The 16,138-nt window shown below is 42.3% G+C and carries 13 protein-coding genes; all 13 read right to left on the bottom strand.

The window, feature by feature from the left end:
• Window positions 1-90 precede the first annotated feature (90 nt).
• A complete protein-coding gene (gene kdpA / locus AC570H_RS03395) occupies window positions 91-1,806 on the bottom strand; it encodes a potassium-transporting ATPase subunit KdpA (protein ID WP_497351716.1) in 1,716 nt (571 codons plus the stop codon).
• Between the two features lie 4 nt (window positions 1,807-1,810).
• Window positions 1,811-1,888: a potassium-transporting ATPase subunit F gene (locus AC570H_RS03390; RefSeq protein ID WP_497354897.1), complete on the bottom strand. Its 78-nt coding sequence runs from the start codon at window positions 1,886-1,888 to the stop codon at window positions 1,811-1,813.
• A gap of 248 nt (window positions 1,889-2,136) precedes the next feature.
• The gene (locus AC570H_RS03385; protein WP_497351714.1) at window positions 2,137-3,252 is read right to left on the bottom strand and encodes a M20/M25/M40 family metallo-hydrolase; all 1,116 of its coding nucleotides are present in this window, start codon (window positions 3,250-3,252) and stop codon (window positions 2,137-2,139) included.
• Between the two features lie 4 nt (window positions 3,253-3,256).
• Window positions 3,257-3,862, bottom strand: a complete 606-nt coding sequence (locus AC570H_RS03380) for a GNAT family N-acetyltransferase (RefSeq protein ID WP_497351712.1) — start codon at window positions 3,860-3,862, stop codon at window positions 3,257-3,259.
• Between the two features lie 525 nt (window positions 3,863-4,387).
• A complete protein-coding gene (locus AC570H_RS03375; protein ID WP_497351710.1) occupies window positions 4,388-5,965 on the bottom strand; it encodes a M1 family metallopeptidase in 1,578 nt (525 codons plus the stop codon).
• A 33-nt stretch (window positions 5,966-5,998) separates the two neighbouring features.
• Window positions 5,999-7,333: a sigma-54-dependent transcriptional regulator gene (locus AC570H_RS03370; protein ID WP_497351708.1), complete on the bottom strand. Its 1,335-nt coding sequence runs from the start codon at window positions 7,331-7,333 to the stop codon at window positions 5,999-6,001.
• Window positions 7,334-7,526: 193 nt separating this feature from the next.
• Window positions 7,527-9,968, bottom strand: a complete 2,442-nt coding sequence (locus AC570H_RS03365; RefSeq protein ID WP_497351706.1) for a bifunctional YncE family protein/alkaline phosphatase family protein — start codon at window positions 9,966-9,968, stop codon at window positions 7,527-7,529.
• 24 nt (window positions 9,969-9,992) lie between these two features.
• The gene (locus AC570H_RS03360) at window positions 9,993-10,829 is read right to left on the bottom strand and encodes a hypothetical protein (RefSeq protein ID WP_497351704.1); all 837 of its coding nucleotides are present in this window, start codon (window positions 10,827-10,829) and stop codon (window positions 9,993-9,995) included.
• Between the two features lie 18 nt (window positions 10,830-10,847).
• Window positions 10,848-11,693: a metallophosphoesterase family protein gene (locus AC570H_RS03355; protein WP_497351702.1), complete on the bottom strand. Its 846-nt coding sequence runs from the start codon at window positions 11,691-11,693 to the stop codon at window positions 10,848-10,850.
• Between the two features lie 132 nt (window positions 11,694-11,825).
• A complete protein-coding gene (locus tag AC570H_RS03350; protein ID WP_497351700.1) occupies window positions 11,826-12,491 on the bottom strand; it encodes an O-methyltransferase in 666 nt (221 codons plus the stop codon).
• Window positions 12,492-12,664: 173 nt separating this feature from the next.
• On the bottom strand, window positions 12,665-13,996 hold the full coding sequence (locus tag AC570H_RS03345; protein ID WP_497351698.1) for a putative sensor domain DACNV-containing protein: 1,332 nt from the start codon (window positions 13,994-13,996) through the stop codon (window positions 12,665-12,667).
• Between the two features lie 109 nt (window positions 13,997-14,105).
• Window positions 14,106-14,639, bottom strand: a complete 534-nt coding sequence (locus AC570H_RS03340) for a carboxymuconolactone decarboxylase family protein (protein WP_497351696.1) — start codon at window positions 14,637-14,639, stop codon at window positions 14,106-14,108.
• 634 nt (window positions 14,640-15,273) lie between these two features.
• The gene (locus AC570H_RS03335; RefSeq protein WP_497351694.1) at window positions 15,274-16,113 is read right to left on the bottom strand and encodes a helix-turn-helix domain-containing protein; all 840 of its coding nucleotides are present in this window, start codon (window positions 16,111-16,113) and stop codon (window positions 15,274-15,276) included.
• Window positions 16,114-16,138 lie beyond the last annotated feature (25 nt).

The raw sequence follows: 16,138 nt of genomic DNA, 5'->3' as shown, positions 1-16,138 counted from the left end.
GAGAGAGTTTCTTTTCTTGGTTAATGGTCCATGGTCGATGGCTAATAGCTTGACTGACTATGGACTGTTGACTATGGACTATCAACTAGCCTAGCGCATGGTAAAATACTCTGCCAACGGACCTAAAGCCAGTGCCGGGAAATACGACAATGCATTGAGTACGAGGATCACAGCGAAAGTCATCAAGCTAAAGGTGAGCGTATCTGTTTTTAAGGTTCCGGCAGATTCTGGAATATGTTTCTTTCTGGCCAATAAACCTGCAATAGCCACTGGACCGATAATCGGCAAGAAACGACCTAAGAAAATTACCAGTCCGGTTGAAATGTTCCAGAAAGCATTATTATCGCCCAAGCCTTCGAAGCCTGAACCATTGTTGGCGTTAGATGAAGTCATCTCATAAAGCATCTCCGAAAAACCATGGAAACTTGGGTTATTCAACCAGTTTTTAGGCTGTACGGTCCAGGCGGCCTCTCCGAAATTGGTAAATACATAAGAGGCAATGGCTGTTCCGGCCAAAATCAGGAATGGGCTGAGTAAAGTAATAATCGCTGCGATTTTCACTTCTCGCGCTTCAACTTTATGGCCCATAAACTCTGGCGTTCTGCCTACCATTAAACCTGAAATAAATACGGCGATGATGAGGTAGATAAAATAGTTGAGGATACCTACACCGCAACCACCATAAAAGCCATTGATCATCATGGCCAACAATTGCCACAATCCGGTTAAAGGCATCGTACTGTCATGCATTCCGTTTACCGATCCGGTAGAAATAACGGTAGTTAGCGTGCTCCAATAAGCAGTTGCTGCCGGACCGATGCGCACCTCTTTACCTTCCATGGCCCCTGTAGCCTGCGAAATGCCCATTTTTGCGATCGCTGGATTGCCACCTAATTCAGAAGTTAGGGATGGGATCATGAGCAACAGCATACCTATGGTCATTACTCCAAAAATCATCCAGCCTAGTTTTCTTCTCCTAATAAAATAGCCAAAACAGATCACCATGGCGATTGGAATAATAGTTTGGGCCATCATTTCTGTCATATTGGTCAAGTAATTTGGATTTTCAAACGGATGTGCCGAGTTGACACCAAAATAGCCACCGCCATTGGTACCTAAATGTTTAATAGCGATGAGCTGCGCAGCAGGACCTCTTGAAACATTAACGGTATCGCCCTGCACAGAAATGAATTGGTCTTTGCCTTCATAACTGGCTGGTGTGCCGTTAAAAGTTAAAATCAAGGCTACTACAATGCTCAATGGCAATAATAAACGGGTAATTGATTTCACAAAAAACTCCCAAAAATTGCCCAATTGCTGTGTGGTTTTATCTCTAAATGCTTTGAAGAGCACTACCGCAGCGGCAATACCTGTGGCCGCGCTCACAAACTGTAAGAACATGAGCACAAATTGCTGGGTAAGGTAACTCACGCCAGTTTCGCCCGAGTAGTGTTGCAGGTTACAGTTGGCTACAAAGCTGATAATGGTATTAAAAGCCAGATCGGGGGTCATGCCCGGATTGGCGTCTGGATTAAAAGGAAGCTTATCTTGGTAAAGCAGTACGAAGAAACCGTAAAAAAGCCATACGGTATTGATCAGCAATAATACTTTAAGGTGCTGTTTCCAGTTCATTTGTTCTTTGGGGTTAATACCCGAAAGTTTGTAGATACCAGCTTCGATAGGCTTCAAGAAGTCGGTCCATACTTTTTCTCCGGCAAACATTTTGGCCAAGTATTTTCCCAAAGGAACGGCTACAACCAAGGTGAGCAGGAAAGTGGCGATGATGCCAAGGATTTCAGTGTTCATAACGTTAAAATTTTTCTGGTTTGATAAGTACGTAAACCATGTACAGGAATACGGCTACTGATGTAATAAATAGTGCAATCATGGGATTAAATGTTTTCGAACCAATCGATGGATTTGTAAACGATCCAGCAAGAGACAACGAGGGTGAGGAATAAGACTAGAGTCATCATGTTTATTAATTTTTAAGCTTTATACCAATCGCTGTTCCATCAGAAACACAAAACACACAAATAACTGACTTACAATACTTTAATTAAAAATTTTAAATTTAACCTATAAAAAAACCCTTCCATTTTGGAAGGGTTTTTATCAAAATGGGAATTGGTCTTGCTAGTTATGTTCGGCACTAAACAGCGCTTTCTCCTCTTTTGGAACTCGCAGATAGGCTTTAATGGATTCGAGCAATTCGATGTAAATGGCGATTCCCTGTTCTATCTCTGCCAAAAAGATAAATTCGTTGGCCATATGCGAGCGCGCCGAATCTCCAGGCCCCATTTTAACCGAAGGCATTTCTAGCCAACCCTGGTCAGAACTCGTTGGCGAAACATAAGTTTTTCGGCCAATGGCGATGCCTGTTTTAACCAAAGGATGCAACAAATCTATAGCAGATGGAGTGAGCACATTAGGCCTGATCTTGAACTCACAAAAAGTATGGTTTAAGATTACATTGATGATTTCTTTGGCCGTATAACTATGGTCGAAGCGGATATCGACGGTAAAAGTGCATTCGCCTGGAACAATGTTGTGCTGCATACCCGCATTGATTTGGGTAACCGTCATTTTAACTGGGTTTGGAAGGTCAGATTCGATAGGAAATACGTAGCTGGCAAACCATTCGATGTCTTTAACTGCCTTGTAAATGGCATTGATGCCTTCTTCTCTGGCGGCATGACCTGATTTTCCCGTGGCTACACAATCGAGCACCATCGATCCTTTTTCGGCAATAGCCATTTGCATCAGCGTAGGTTCCCCCACAATGGCAAAGGCAATAGGCATCAGGTCATCAAGGATAGATTTGATGCCCTTCTCTCCCGAGTTTTCTTCTTCGGCAGTTGCCGTCAAACAGAGGTTAAAAGGCAAGCCTTTTTGTTCATAGAAGTACAGAAAGGTGCTGATCAAAGCCACCAAGGCCCCGCCAGCGTCATTGCTGCCCAAACCGTAAATCCGACCATCTCTAATGGCGGGCTCAAAAGGATCTACATGGTATTGTTCGTTCGGTTTTACGGTATCGTGATGCGAGTTTAACAGGATAGTAGGTTTGCTGCTGTCGAAATGCTTGTTGTAACACCAGATATTATTGTGCTTTCTGATAACAGGGACAAGATGTGCGTTTAAAAAAGTTTCGATATGGGTGGCTGTTAGTTTTTCTTCGCCACTAAATGAGGGGGTTGAGATCAGTTTTTCAAGCAAAGGAATTGCTTGTTTATACAAAAAATCGGCATTCATTTTCTTAGATTTTACAGGTTAGTTTTTTAGGGATATGGAGATCGTTGGCTACAGAAAGATTATTTTCCGCTAGTTTTGGATCGAAAAGCATGGCGGTGCACAAGCAGTTGCATCGGTGTTTACGCTCCAGAATATCGTAGTTGACACAGCTTTTGCAACCTTCCCAAAACTGTGCATCCTTAGCAATGCCATCAAAAGCAACGGGTTTAAAGCCGAGTTCGCTGTTCATGTGCATAATAGCGGTTCCGGATGTAATGCTGAAGATTTTGGCATCGGGATAAAGCCACCTCGACAATTTGAAGATCCGATCTTTAATGGTTTTGGCTATTCCCGAGTTACGGAATGCCGGGGCAACGATGAGGCCCGAGTTGGAAACAAAGGCACCTTCGTCCCAAGCCTCAATGTAGGCAAAGCCAGCCCAAAGGCCAGTTTCTGTTAATGCGATTACGGCTTTGCCATCGCGCATTTTTTGTGCAACGGTTAAGGGCGAGCGCTTGGCGATGCCTGAGCCTCTGGCTATGGCAGATCTTTCCGTTTCTTCTACAATTTCACTAACGTATCGTATATCCTGGGTAGTAGCAATACGTACAAAAATTAGTTGGTTTTCCATTTTTATCAATTAATAAAACGGCCAATTCAATTGCTGTGCCTAATATTTGGGCTTTGAGAAAAGCTTGGGATATTGCCCAGAAACCAATTAAAAAATCTTTTGGCTGAGGTAACGGGCATAAAAAAACCCTTCCAAAATGAAAGGGTTTTTATTGAAATGGGAGTCTGTCTCAGGAATCTCTTATTGAAAAATCGTCATCCCGGACTTGATCCGGGATCTCTTTCTTTGCAGAAAGAGAGATGGTTTTCCGCCTCCTAGCCGGCGGGGAAAGTCCTTTTGTCTTGAAACAAAAGTGACCAAAAATTCAGGCTGTTGCATGTTCATTGCGCTAGCCGTGCTGATCTTTAACAGCGCAATATGGAGACGCGGTACTATTGTGCTATATGATTGTTAGTGCTTTTTGCTTCGGCCATCTTGCTTGTGCAACGTAAAGCGAAAAGCTTTGCAAAAAGCCTGCCTGCGGCAAGCAGGCAGGAAAAACCATCAATTGGAATGTTGTGCCTGCTTTTCTATAAAAATTTATGGCTATTTAAACGATCCCTCGTGGTTAAGCAACTTGAAATAATCATCGAGCTTGCCGCCAATTGAGCGTTCGAAAGAAGCCTTTAGATCTTCTGGCTGTGGGTGCTTGTTTTTCCATTTCGCAAAATAATCCTGAAAAGCCTTATCCATTTTTTCTTTGCCAATACTAGATTCTAACAGATATAGCCAAATAGCCGTTTTAAAATAAGACACCAGTCCATAATCATCAGAGGTTTTGAAATCTGCTGCCGGTGTTTCTATGGCCGGGTTCATCGGGATATTTGAAAGGGCATTGTAAATAGCTGCCTGAAATTTATCTGTAGGCAAGGCTCTTACGTTATCTGGGATTTTATCACCAAAAATAGAGTTGTACTTGTATTTTTCGGCTTCGTACCTAAATTGGAAATAGGTATTGAGGCCTTCGTCCTGCCAAGTATGCATCCGCTCGTTGCTGCCCAACATGCTCATGAACCAGTTATGGCCAACCTCATGTGCAATTACGCCATCAAGGGTTTCTTTTTTGGCATCCGGACTGGTAATGAGCGTAATGGTTGGGTACTCCATCCCGCCACTCGAATTGTTTTTTGGCCCTTCTATAGCCTGCACTACCGGATATTCGTACTCTCCTACCGATTTGCTGTAAAACTTAACCGCATCTTTCACATAATCGATGCTGTTTACCCAAAGCGAATTTTTCTTGTTATGGTAATAGCTGAATACATCTACCACCTTGCCCGAAACCAGTTTGGCGGTATCGTATTGAATAACGAGGTCTTTATCTGCAAACCAAGCAAAATCTGGAACATTGTCCATTTTGTAGCTAAGTTTTTTGGTGCCTTTCTTTTCTCCATAAAGCACAGGTTTGTTGCCACGTTCCAAAGTGTTTTTTGATCCAATGGTTTTATAGGCCTGCAATTCGTCGGCATTTTGCAAAACACCTGTTGCACCCACAATAAAATCAGCCGGCAAGGTGATATTTACATTGTAGTTGCCATATTCGCTGTAAAACTCGCCCATATCTAAATAAGGGAACTCATGCCAACCATTTTTGTCAAATACTGCTGGCTTCGGATACCATTGCGTAACCATAAACTGGCCATCAGCATAACCTGATCTTGAAAAATAAGAGGGCAGCAATACTTTAAAATCGGTGCTAATGCTGATCGAATCTCCAGGTTTTAAAGGTGATGGCAAATTCAATTTAACAACATCTATGTACTGCGGATTAGGATGTGCCTCTGTTTTGGCTTCTGTGCCATTCACCTTAAAATTGAGGCCATCGATGCTTCCATAGGTGTATTTATCGAGTTTCTTTTTTCGCGACTCGTCATTCTTGATTTGCTGAAACATGGCCGTTGTTTCATTTTTATAGGCATTAGGATAGATATGAAACCATATAAATTCCAATGTAGATGGCGAATTGTTTTTATAAACGATGGTTTCTGAACCTGTGAGGGTTTTGGTAGCCGGATTTAGGCTGACATCAATATTGTAATTGACTTGTTGCTGCCAATAGGCATCCTGTGCAAAAACGACAATTGAAAATAGGGAGCATAAAAGCGTTAAACTGATTTTAATCATATGTTTTTTAAGGTTAAGTAGACGAAGAGCAATTTAATCAACAATTTTATACTCTTCTATTTTTCTGTACAAGGTGGTTAGTCCGATATTCAATAAACGTGCGGTTTCGGTTTTATTGCCTTTGGTGTGGGCAAGTACCTTTTGGATATGTAGTTTTTCTACGCTCTGCAAATCGAAGGCATTGGCTATTGGGCCATCTGCAAAAAACTCATAAGGCAATTGGCTGGTTGCCAAAGTATCTCCGTTGGCCAAAATAACCAAGCGCTCCATTACGTTTTTAAGCTCCCGCACATTGCCTTTCCAACTGTGTTTGGTCAAGGCATCGATCAGTTTGTCGTCCATTTTTAAGGCTGGACGATTGACTTTGTTCGCAAACTCCTTAAGGTAAAATGCAGCCAGCATAGGAATGTCGGCCTTTCGCTCTCTCAAGGCTGGCAAGGGAATAATAAAAACCGAAAGACGGTAGTAAAGATCGAGCCTGAAATGTCCGGCTTCGGCCTGCTCTTTCAAGTTGCGGTTGGTGGCGGCCAAAATGCGTACGTTTACCTTATTTGTGGTGGTGGCTCCTATTTTGATAAACGACTGGTTTTCGAGTACGCGCAAGAGCTTGGCCTGCAGATCGAGGTTCATCTCGCCAATTTCATCTAAAAACAAGGTACCGCCGTTAGCTTCTTCCAACAGTCCTTTTTTGTCTTTATTGGCTCCAGTAAAGGCACCAGCCTTGTAGCCAAACAATTCGCTTTCGAGCAATTCGGCACTAAAACCGCTACAATTCAAAGCTACAAAGGGTTTGTTTTTGCGTTGGCTTTCGTAGTGGATGGCTTGGGCAAATACCTCTTTTCCGGTCCCGGTTTCACCCAGCAAAAGCACCGTGGTATCGGTTACGGCAACTCTTTCGGCCAGGCTGATAGCTTCTTTAATGGCCTTGGAATTACCCAATATGGTCTTAAAGCTGTATTTGTTGCTTACTTTGTCTTCTAACTCATATACACGCAGCTGCAGTTCGGCTTTCGCTATGGCTTTATACACCAGCGGGATGATCTTATCGTTATCGTCGCCTTTGGTGAGGTAATCAAAAGCACCGTTCTTAATGGCCAGTACCCCATCGGCAATGGTGCCATATGCGGTAAGGTTGATCACTTCTACAAAAGATTTTAGCGATTTGATTTTTTTAACGAGTTCAACACCGTTGGCATCGGGCAATTTCACATCGCTTACCACTACTAAAACTTCTTGCTGCGCGAGTACTTTGAGGCCTTCGCTTGCATTTTGCGCCTGTAAAACGGTAAATCCCTCAAGCTCCAGAATTCTAGCCAAAAGGCTGCGAATCTTGATTTCATCGTCGATGATGAGTACGGTTGACCCCATATATTCTAATTATAAAGCAATATTAGGGATTATTGTTCATAGTCGGAAGCCTGAGGTCAATAGACTATAGTCCATAGTTGATAGTTGATAGTCCATGGTCTATAGTCTATAGTCCATAGTTGATAGTCCATGGTCCATAGACTTGGTCTTTTTCTTTTGGCTTTCAACTTTGAACTTTACACTTTAAACCCAACTAATCATCATCGTCTTTCTTTTTCTTCTCCAGAATAACAAATGCGCTCCTTTTAGGTGCCGGCATTACCGAATCCTCGCCTTTAACCGATTTCCAAACTACTTCGTTCAAATCTAAGTCGGGAACCGAATCTTCTTTGGCAAAATTAAAAAACTCTGAGCGTCGGCTGCTTTCATTTACCGCCACATTACGGGTTTCCAAGCTAATTAATGGTTGGATCAGTTTATAAGGGGTGAGGTCTGGCTTATTGGTAAAACATTCGAACAAAGGCATAGCAGCCGCATCATATTGGCTCATCGGCGGCAGGCCTAAAATCAGTTCCATGGTTCTTAAAAAACCAGAGGTCGAATACATGGTGTGGATTACAGCATTTCTTTTTACATAAGGGCCTACCACATAAGCTGGCGAACGGTGTGCATCCACATGGTCTGGACCATTTTGGGCATCATCTTCAAGGATAAATACAACGGATTCCTTCCAGATCGGACTGTGAGATAAATGCTCTAAAATACGTCCTACGGCCAAATCATTGTCGGCAACCGCTGCCTGTGGCGATATTTTTCCTTTTTTCTGTCCACTGGTATGGTCGTTAGAAATACGCAAGGTACTGAATTGCGGTACTGCACCGGCCACCAATAGCGAATCGAAATCATGCTCCCAGGCATCGGCACGAACCTGATCTGGGATATCCATATCAAAACCTGGAGATTTTGGACTCATATGCCCCTGTAGCGATTTAATATTTGCTTTGCCATATTCGCCAAACTCGCCGTAGCTTCTGTAGCTAATTCCAGCTCTTTGACAATAGTCCCAAATGAAGCCATTTTTTGGATAGGTAACCGGACGGCCACCTTCATAATTGGTTGTGCCGCCACGACTGCCATAACTGGTCGGCCATGTTTTTTCAACCACATCTGTGGCATAGGCGGCCATGCTCCAATTGTGTCCATCGGCACTCACTTCTGCATCTACATAAAAGTTGTCGAGCAACACAAAATTCTCGGCAAAGGCATGCTGATTTGGCGTTACCTTTCTTCCAAAAAGCGTAAGCGACGAATCTCCATTTCCCTTTGGCAAATCGCCTAATACCTGATCATAAGTCCTATTTTCTTTGATGATATAGAATACGTGTTTAATTGGCGATTTTTCGCCCTGTTTACGTGGAATGGGATTGCCTTCCTCTCCTGGAGCCTGTTGTTCTTTTTGAGCGGTGAACGGCGTATTTGCATATACTTGTTTCGTATAGGTTTTAAGGTCTTCTGGCTTCGGTGTTTCAATAAACGATAATGATCCCTTAAACAAGCCTGCGATGTATTGCAACCTGTTGTTAGCCGTGCTGCCCATTTGGTAGCCGCTATTGTCAGCTTTCGAAATGGGTTGAGGTCCCTGCGGATTGGCCATAGAAGTATTTCCCTTACCATTAGACACCAATATTTTGCTGCCCAAAACCTTAACGCTGGTTGGGTACCAACCTACTGGAATAAAGCCTTGGCTTTGGCTATTGCCTGGTTTGGCTACATCAAACACAGCCAAGCAATTGTTGTCGGCATTGGCAATATAAAGTGTTTTTTCATTGGTACTTAAAGCCAGCCCGTTGGTGGTAGAACCCGTTAATTGGGTGGCATACAGGGTTGTTGCAATGGTTTCTATTACCTTATTGGTAGTTGTGTTAACCACTGAAACCGTATTGTCATTTGCATTGGCCACAAATAAATAATTTCCTTTCTTACTGAGCAACAATTCATTGGGGTGATCGCCAACTTTGATCAATTGCGCAATATTTTCTGTTTTCAAGTCAATTACCGCAACAGCTTTTCCTCCCCAAAGCGAAGCATAGAGTTTGCTTTCGTCGGGCGCAAGCACACAGCTATAGGCGATAGCAGGTAGCTGTACCTTTTTGAGTATTTTCTTTTCGCTTGGATTGATGATGTACAAACAACTATCTTCTTTGGTAACAGTATATAGCTTATCGTTGGCTTTGTTTACTGCAATACCTGCCGGACTGATTTTTCCTTTTGGCCAAATCGGACCAAGCTTGATGGTATCGCTTTTGGCCAGTTTATTGTCGGCAATGTTGAAATCCAATATCCAGTTATCGTTGCCTCCAGAAACATAAAGGTGTTGTTCGTTTTTGCTGAATGCCAAACCATACCAAGCTTTGGTCAACACTTTTTCATCAATGATCTTTTCTGTTTTAGGATCGATCAGCTGCAGCGATTGGGTGCTTTGGCCATTATTGGTAACTGCCAGAAACTTGCCCGACGGGCTGAGCTGAATGTTCAAAGGCAAATCGCCTAAATCTAAAGAATGGCCTGCAGGACTGATTTTCCAACCGTTTGGCAAGAGAATCTGCTTGCTGTTTTCTACTTTTCCTGGCCATTGTGCAAAGGCATTGGCAGTTAAGCAAAGTATAAAAGCAGAAAGGATATATATTTTTTTCATGTTAAACAATTGTATATAAATTTACTATTTATGCAGGTTAAAATTAACCAATGCCCTAAGCGTATAGCCATTGCTGAGCGAACCGATTTCCCTGATGGCTTCTGATGGAATTACATTGCTCCTGGTTGCATAAAAAACTGGTCCGCCAGAAAGCGAAAAAGAAAATTTAGAGTGGTTGGGCACTAAACTCATTGCCGGACCAACCATCAGCTTGGCTCCACCCTCCGCTTCGTCTTTTTCCCAAAAGCCTTCTAAATCCTGTCCTAAAGCTTCAAAGCCTAAGTAAAAATTCTTACCGATGCGGTGCTGATAGCCCAAACTCGAAATAAAATCAAGTTTATCCCTGGTTTTTTCAAATGCCTTTTCAAAACGCAGGTTAGCAGCCAATCGCCAATTCGGCTGATCAAATGAGGCTGCAATGCGGCTCAATGCTGATTTTACGTTAGACCAATCTCTGCTCAAACCCAAGCCTGCACCTAACCTAAACCCTGAAAGTTGTTTTCCACCTATTAAATCGCGGATTACTTCTGCCTGCTCGGCCGAAGTTACGCCACCATGATTACCAAAACCCACAGCTACCGTGGCATATAAGGTGAATCGGCTCCCTAAATATCCTTTTACGCCAAACTGCTGTCCTAAGCCATCGTAGCCAAATTGGCCACTTGTTCTTTCGGCATAGCTGCCAGAATAATGAATATTCCAGCTTGCGTTTTCAGCCGTTAATGTATTTACAGAAAACAGAAAGGGTTGGGCTAATTCTTCGCCAGAAGTAGAAAATGTAGGTTTTACATCGGTTTTTTCTTGTGCATTTGCGTGGGCAAGTCCTAAACTTAAGACAAGAATGGGCAATAAACGTTTCATTTGGAAAATAAGGTTGAATTAAAATTTTGTTTCGTTTAATAATGGACTTTGACTGGCGTTTACCTGATAGGTGTACACCTTGTCATTATCGTCAACTTCTACTATGCGGTAGCCTTTGTAGGCAGTACCCCAATTGCCACCGATGTGTGCATCGAAGAAATGAGGCAGCTTGTCTGTATAAAAAACCGAATCGAGGCTATGGTCGTGGCCATGGAATACCGCTTTTACATTCGGGTAACTGTGCAAGAGGTTTATTGTATCGGCACATTCTACAAAAGGGCTTTCGGGCACCCAAAAATGTGGCGGGATGTGCAACACCACAAATACTGTTTTTAGGCTTTTGAGTTTATCCAGCTCCTGTTTTAAGAAATTATTGTTCGGGCAAAGGTATTCGCCTTTGGTATTAGAGGTATTGGCCAAGACCAAACCAACATTGTTCTTTTGGATAGTGAAATTATCTTCGTAACCGAAAACCGATTTCCATAATTTGGTATCGGCATGGTCATGATTGCCGGGCAATGCGTAAAAAGGAACTTTTAGCTGATCATAATGCTCTTTTTTGACCACGGCCAACAAATCAGGCCTATCATGCACCAAATCGCCATTGATCACCACAAAATCTAAAGGGTTTTGGGCATGGGATTCATTGAGCCAGCGTACAATATTATCGTGATTTTTTTTGTATTCGGTATCTGGCTGGCCATAATGGCCATCTGAAGCAATGGCAAAGCGCAACCTTACGTTTCTGGCCGATTTGCTTAATGATGATTGTGGCACACTGGCCAGGGCAGAAATTGATGGGGAAATCCCAGCAAGAATTGCAGTGGCCATACTGCTTTTCAAAAATGACCTTCTGTTCGACATGAAAAATGCTTTAATAGAAAAGCAATATTAGTCTACAGGCATTGCGCAAAGGTATAAATGACGTTACCTTTTGGTTAAGTTTTCGTCATGCAAACGTTACGAAAATAAAAACCAACTAATTACTATGGCTGCTCATTTAACAATGGCAATTGCCATTCCATCGTACTCTTTGGCCCCTACCGTTTGCATAATAGTAGCGGTAACTTTTGGATTATTGGCCAACACCTGGTTAAAACGCTGTACGCCTTTCACCCTTTCATCATCGGTATTTTCATCCAATACTTTGCCTTCTCGAATTACATTGTCGCAAATGATCACCGTTCCGGGATGCGAAAGTTGCAGCGCCAGTTCAAAATATTCGGCATAAGGTGGCTTATCTGCATCGATAAAAACAAAATCGAAAGCTTCTTCACCTTGGGCAATGAGTTGTTGTAATATATCCATGGCTTTGCCCACACGCAAATCTATTTTATTCGAAAGCCCGGCCTTTGCAATATTCTGGCTGGCAATATTGGCATGATGGGGATCAAATTCTACCGTAATTATTTGACCATCGGCCGGAATTGCCCTTGCCATCCAAATGGTACTGTAGGCGCCCAAAGTACCCAGCTCCAGCACACGCTTTGCTTTGCACATGAGCAGCATCAGTTGCAGAAACTTGCCCTGTGTTGACGTTACGCTGATTTGAGGCATGGAAGCATCATCTAAAGACTGTATGGTTTCTTGAAGAACGCTGTCTTCTGCTGCTACCAGGTTGCTGATGTACTGGTCTACTTTTTCGAATAATTGCTGATCCATGCTTGTTTATTGTTTCGATTGGTTAACTATTGAATTGGTTATTTGGGCAACTACAGAATTGGTTAATTGTTTCACCTTGAACTTTTCACTTTAAACTTTTCACTTTGAACTTTTCACTTTGAACTCCAAACTTTGAACTCCAAACTTTGAACTCCAAACTCCAAACTTTCTCCCTAAGGCTTCCACCCCACCACCTTGGCCAATTTGTTGCTCTTCAAAAACTGGTAGACCTTAATGTTTTCCCATACGATGATTTTGCCGTTTACATTTTTGATCGCCCTTATCTCCCCATCCTGCGAAACCACAAAACCCAAGCTCTCGGGATGTTTCAAACAATAGGAGAACATCGATTGGTGACGCGTTCCAAAATGCGATGGCGCTATTTTAACCAGTTTATTTGCCGGCTTGGAAGCATTGCTGATGTACACAAAATCAGGATGTCCCTTTTCTGAAATCACAGCTCCGAAGCCATGCACTACCATTTGTGGAGAAAGCAGTACCAATCCATCTACGCAAGTTAAAGAGGATACAAAGCGTACGGCACCGCTTAGTTCGTTAAAACTGTCTTCGATATCTATTTCGCTCAAATCGTATTCTTCATGGAGCTCGATTGGCATATCTTCGCCTCTTCTTTTGAGCGATTTGATTACTTTTTCTAAAGCCTCATTGTCCATTACCGTACTCAAAATATTCATTACAGCTGTCTGGATACGGTTATATTCCAATTTGTATTTGATATTAAGGTCGGTACTGGGTTTAAAATCTTTGGTAATCAAGATGGCCCCGCCATGGTGATAGTTCTTGATTTTGAGCAAAATCCTACTGATCGACTGTATGACATACTCGAAAATAAAATCGTTAAAAACTTCCACATCCGTATCGTCCAGTTTTTCTTTCATGGCCTTTTCCAGCTCTTTTCTGGTATAGGCCGAACTGCTCACAATAAAATCGGAAACCGGTCCGTACTCGAACACATTCGGATAATGCCTTACCAAATAATTCTGGTTCAGGGCCGCCAATGGCTGATACTCGTGCATCACGTTCAAAATACCGATTCCAGTGATCATCGTTTGGATCATGCCGGGATACAAAGGCTCATTATCGCGTTCGTAGTTTAGAAAATTCTGGTAATGAACGGCCTGGTCTATCATGCCATGGATAAATAGCTGTTCATTTTCATCATAATAAACCGAGAGGCTCGAACTCCATGGGTCTGCAGCCTTCGAAAGCTTAACCAAGTTCTTTACGCTCAGCTCCATCGGTGCACTAAATGGAAAAAACTTCCAATCGTCGTTGTGGCTTACTGTTTTATTGGCCGAAAGGTGATCGTACAGCGTAATGGTTACCTTGATAAATTGGCCTTCCTCGGTTTGCAAGCTGGTATAGTACAAGGTATTGAACAGTTGTTCCAATATCCTTTTCGAGGGCTTTTTATTGGTTTTAGAGCGCGCAAGCTCCCTAAACACAAAATTGGCCAAATCATTTGGGGTGTAATTTTTAGACATTTCCGTAAGATCAATATCGGGCTTATACAAACTTAACTGAAAATAAATAAAAAAAGACCGCCCTTTTTGGCAGCCCTTTAAATTTTGACATAAAACCGTGAAGTCTGAATTACAAAACAGGTACAGTTGGCCAGTCAACAGGAATATCTGTTGCAGCGTGCAAATAATTGGTAATGGTTTTATCGCCGATGACTAAAATTACGTCTACCAAATTTCCTTCGGTATAACCGGCTTCATAAAAATTGGCTAAGGCTTCGGCTGTTGCATGACCTTTATTTTCAGCTAGGCTTTTTACTACTTTTGCCAAAGCATCTAATTTGGCATCAAAAGTAATTGCGGCTTTGCGGATTTCGATGATCTGTTCATCAGTAAAGCCTTGCAATTTGCCTAATGCAGTGTGGGCGCTTAAACAGTATACACAGTTGTTGACTTGGCTGGTTACCAAATTCACTACTTCTTTCTCTTTGGCACGTAAAGAAGATTTGCCATTGGCAAAGGCAAGGTAATTTCCTAAGGCGTGGTCAGAATTTGCAAATACGGCATATAGGTTTGGAACGTGGCCTACCATTTTGGTCAAATTATCGAAGATGGCTTGGTTTTCTGTTGTTACTTGGTCTCTGGTTGGGATGGTGAAAGTTTTCATTGTTGCTATTTTTTGTTGATCAATTTATTTTGATATCCCAAAGGTCAGGTTAATAGCGAGGCCGAACAATGGAAGGATTTCCCGAGGAGTAGTTGTAATTTCCCGAGTTGCATTTTTTGCGGATGGTTAATAGTCGATAGTCAATAGCCAAGGTTCGTCATTGCGAGAAACGTTAGTAACGAAGCAATCTATTAGAAGAAATTGCTACAAATAGCATGGATATTTTACCACATAGGCACATAGCGTCCAAGTAGTCGTCATTGCGAGAAACGTTAGTGACGAAGCAATCTATTAGAAGAAATTGCTACAAATAGCATAGATATTTACCACATAGGCACATAGCGTCCAAGTAGTCTTCATTGCTAGAAACCCTTAGATCAGGTTCCACGTGTTATTAGAAAGAAGCGAAACCTGTTAATCTGTGGCTTATTGGAAAAACAAGGGAACCATCCATCGGCAATTGCAGTCCTTCTTTTCGCTTTACTCCATTGCATTTCGTGCACGCTCCAATAAGGTTTAATGAGTAGAGGCAGTATATTATTGGGTCATCAGCTCATTGGTTCATTAGCTGAATAGTCATATTAGATTGCTACAAACTTCAGACACGATATCGAGGGCCAGGGTGACGAATCGTTTATCCCTTGTTCCTCAACTCTGTTGGCGAAAGCGAGGTATGTTTCTTAAAGAATTTGCTAAAATGGCCGGCATCCTCAAAACCTATTTCATTGGCTATTTCCTTGGCAGATTTATCGGTATAATGCAACAGCCGCTTGGCTTCGAGCAATACCCGTTCTTGGATCACTCCCAACGGCGACTGGTGATTATAGAGTGCAAACAGATTAGACAGTGTTTTCGGCGATTTATTCAATTTATCTGCATAAAACTTAACCTGATGGCTATCGCGGTAATGGTTTTCTACCAAAAGGTTAAATTTTCTGATCGTATCTAATTTATCGTCGTTCAAATTGCCGTCTAAATATTGTTGCTTGGCCAAACGGGTAGCAATAATGATGAGGCGCTTGAGCAATACCTGTAGCATCTCGCCCTGCACCTGGTCGGCAGTTTCAAATTCTTCCTTAAAAACGCTCAACAACAGTTCTACACGTTTTTGTTCAGCTTCGTTTAAGGCTACAAACATTCGCTGCGAAGTGTTAAAGAACAAAAAACCAACGCAGCTTACCTCCTTGTCGTGATCTACAATACAGTAAAAATCGCGGTTAAACTGCCAGGCTACAATAGCTGCCGGATCACTAAAGCTGAAAGTTTCGTTTACCATTAGGCAAAGAATGCTGTTTGCCGGAAAATCGTAGCCTACCTTATCTACGGTAATTTGCTGCATAGCTCCCCTGTTCCAGGCGATAGTTAAAAGCTTGTCTTTCCTGTCGCGTCCGAAAAATACCCTGTCAAAAGTCGGTTCTTCAATAATGAGTCTGAATTCGGAACTGGCCTGGCTGTTTTGGTATTGAAAGATCATGGAACAGGATAACAATTTTTCTGCA

The sequence above is a fragment of the Pedobacter sp. B4419 genome (genome assembly GCF_059693725.1).
Note: the sequence above shows the minus strand (reverse complement) of the source record. Positions and strands in the feature narration are given on the sequence as shown.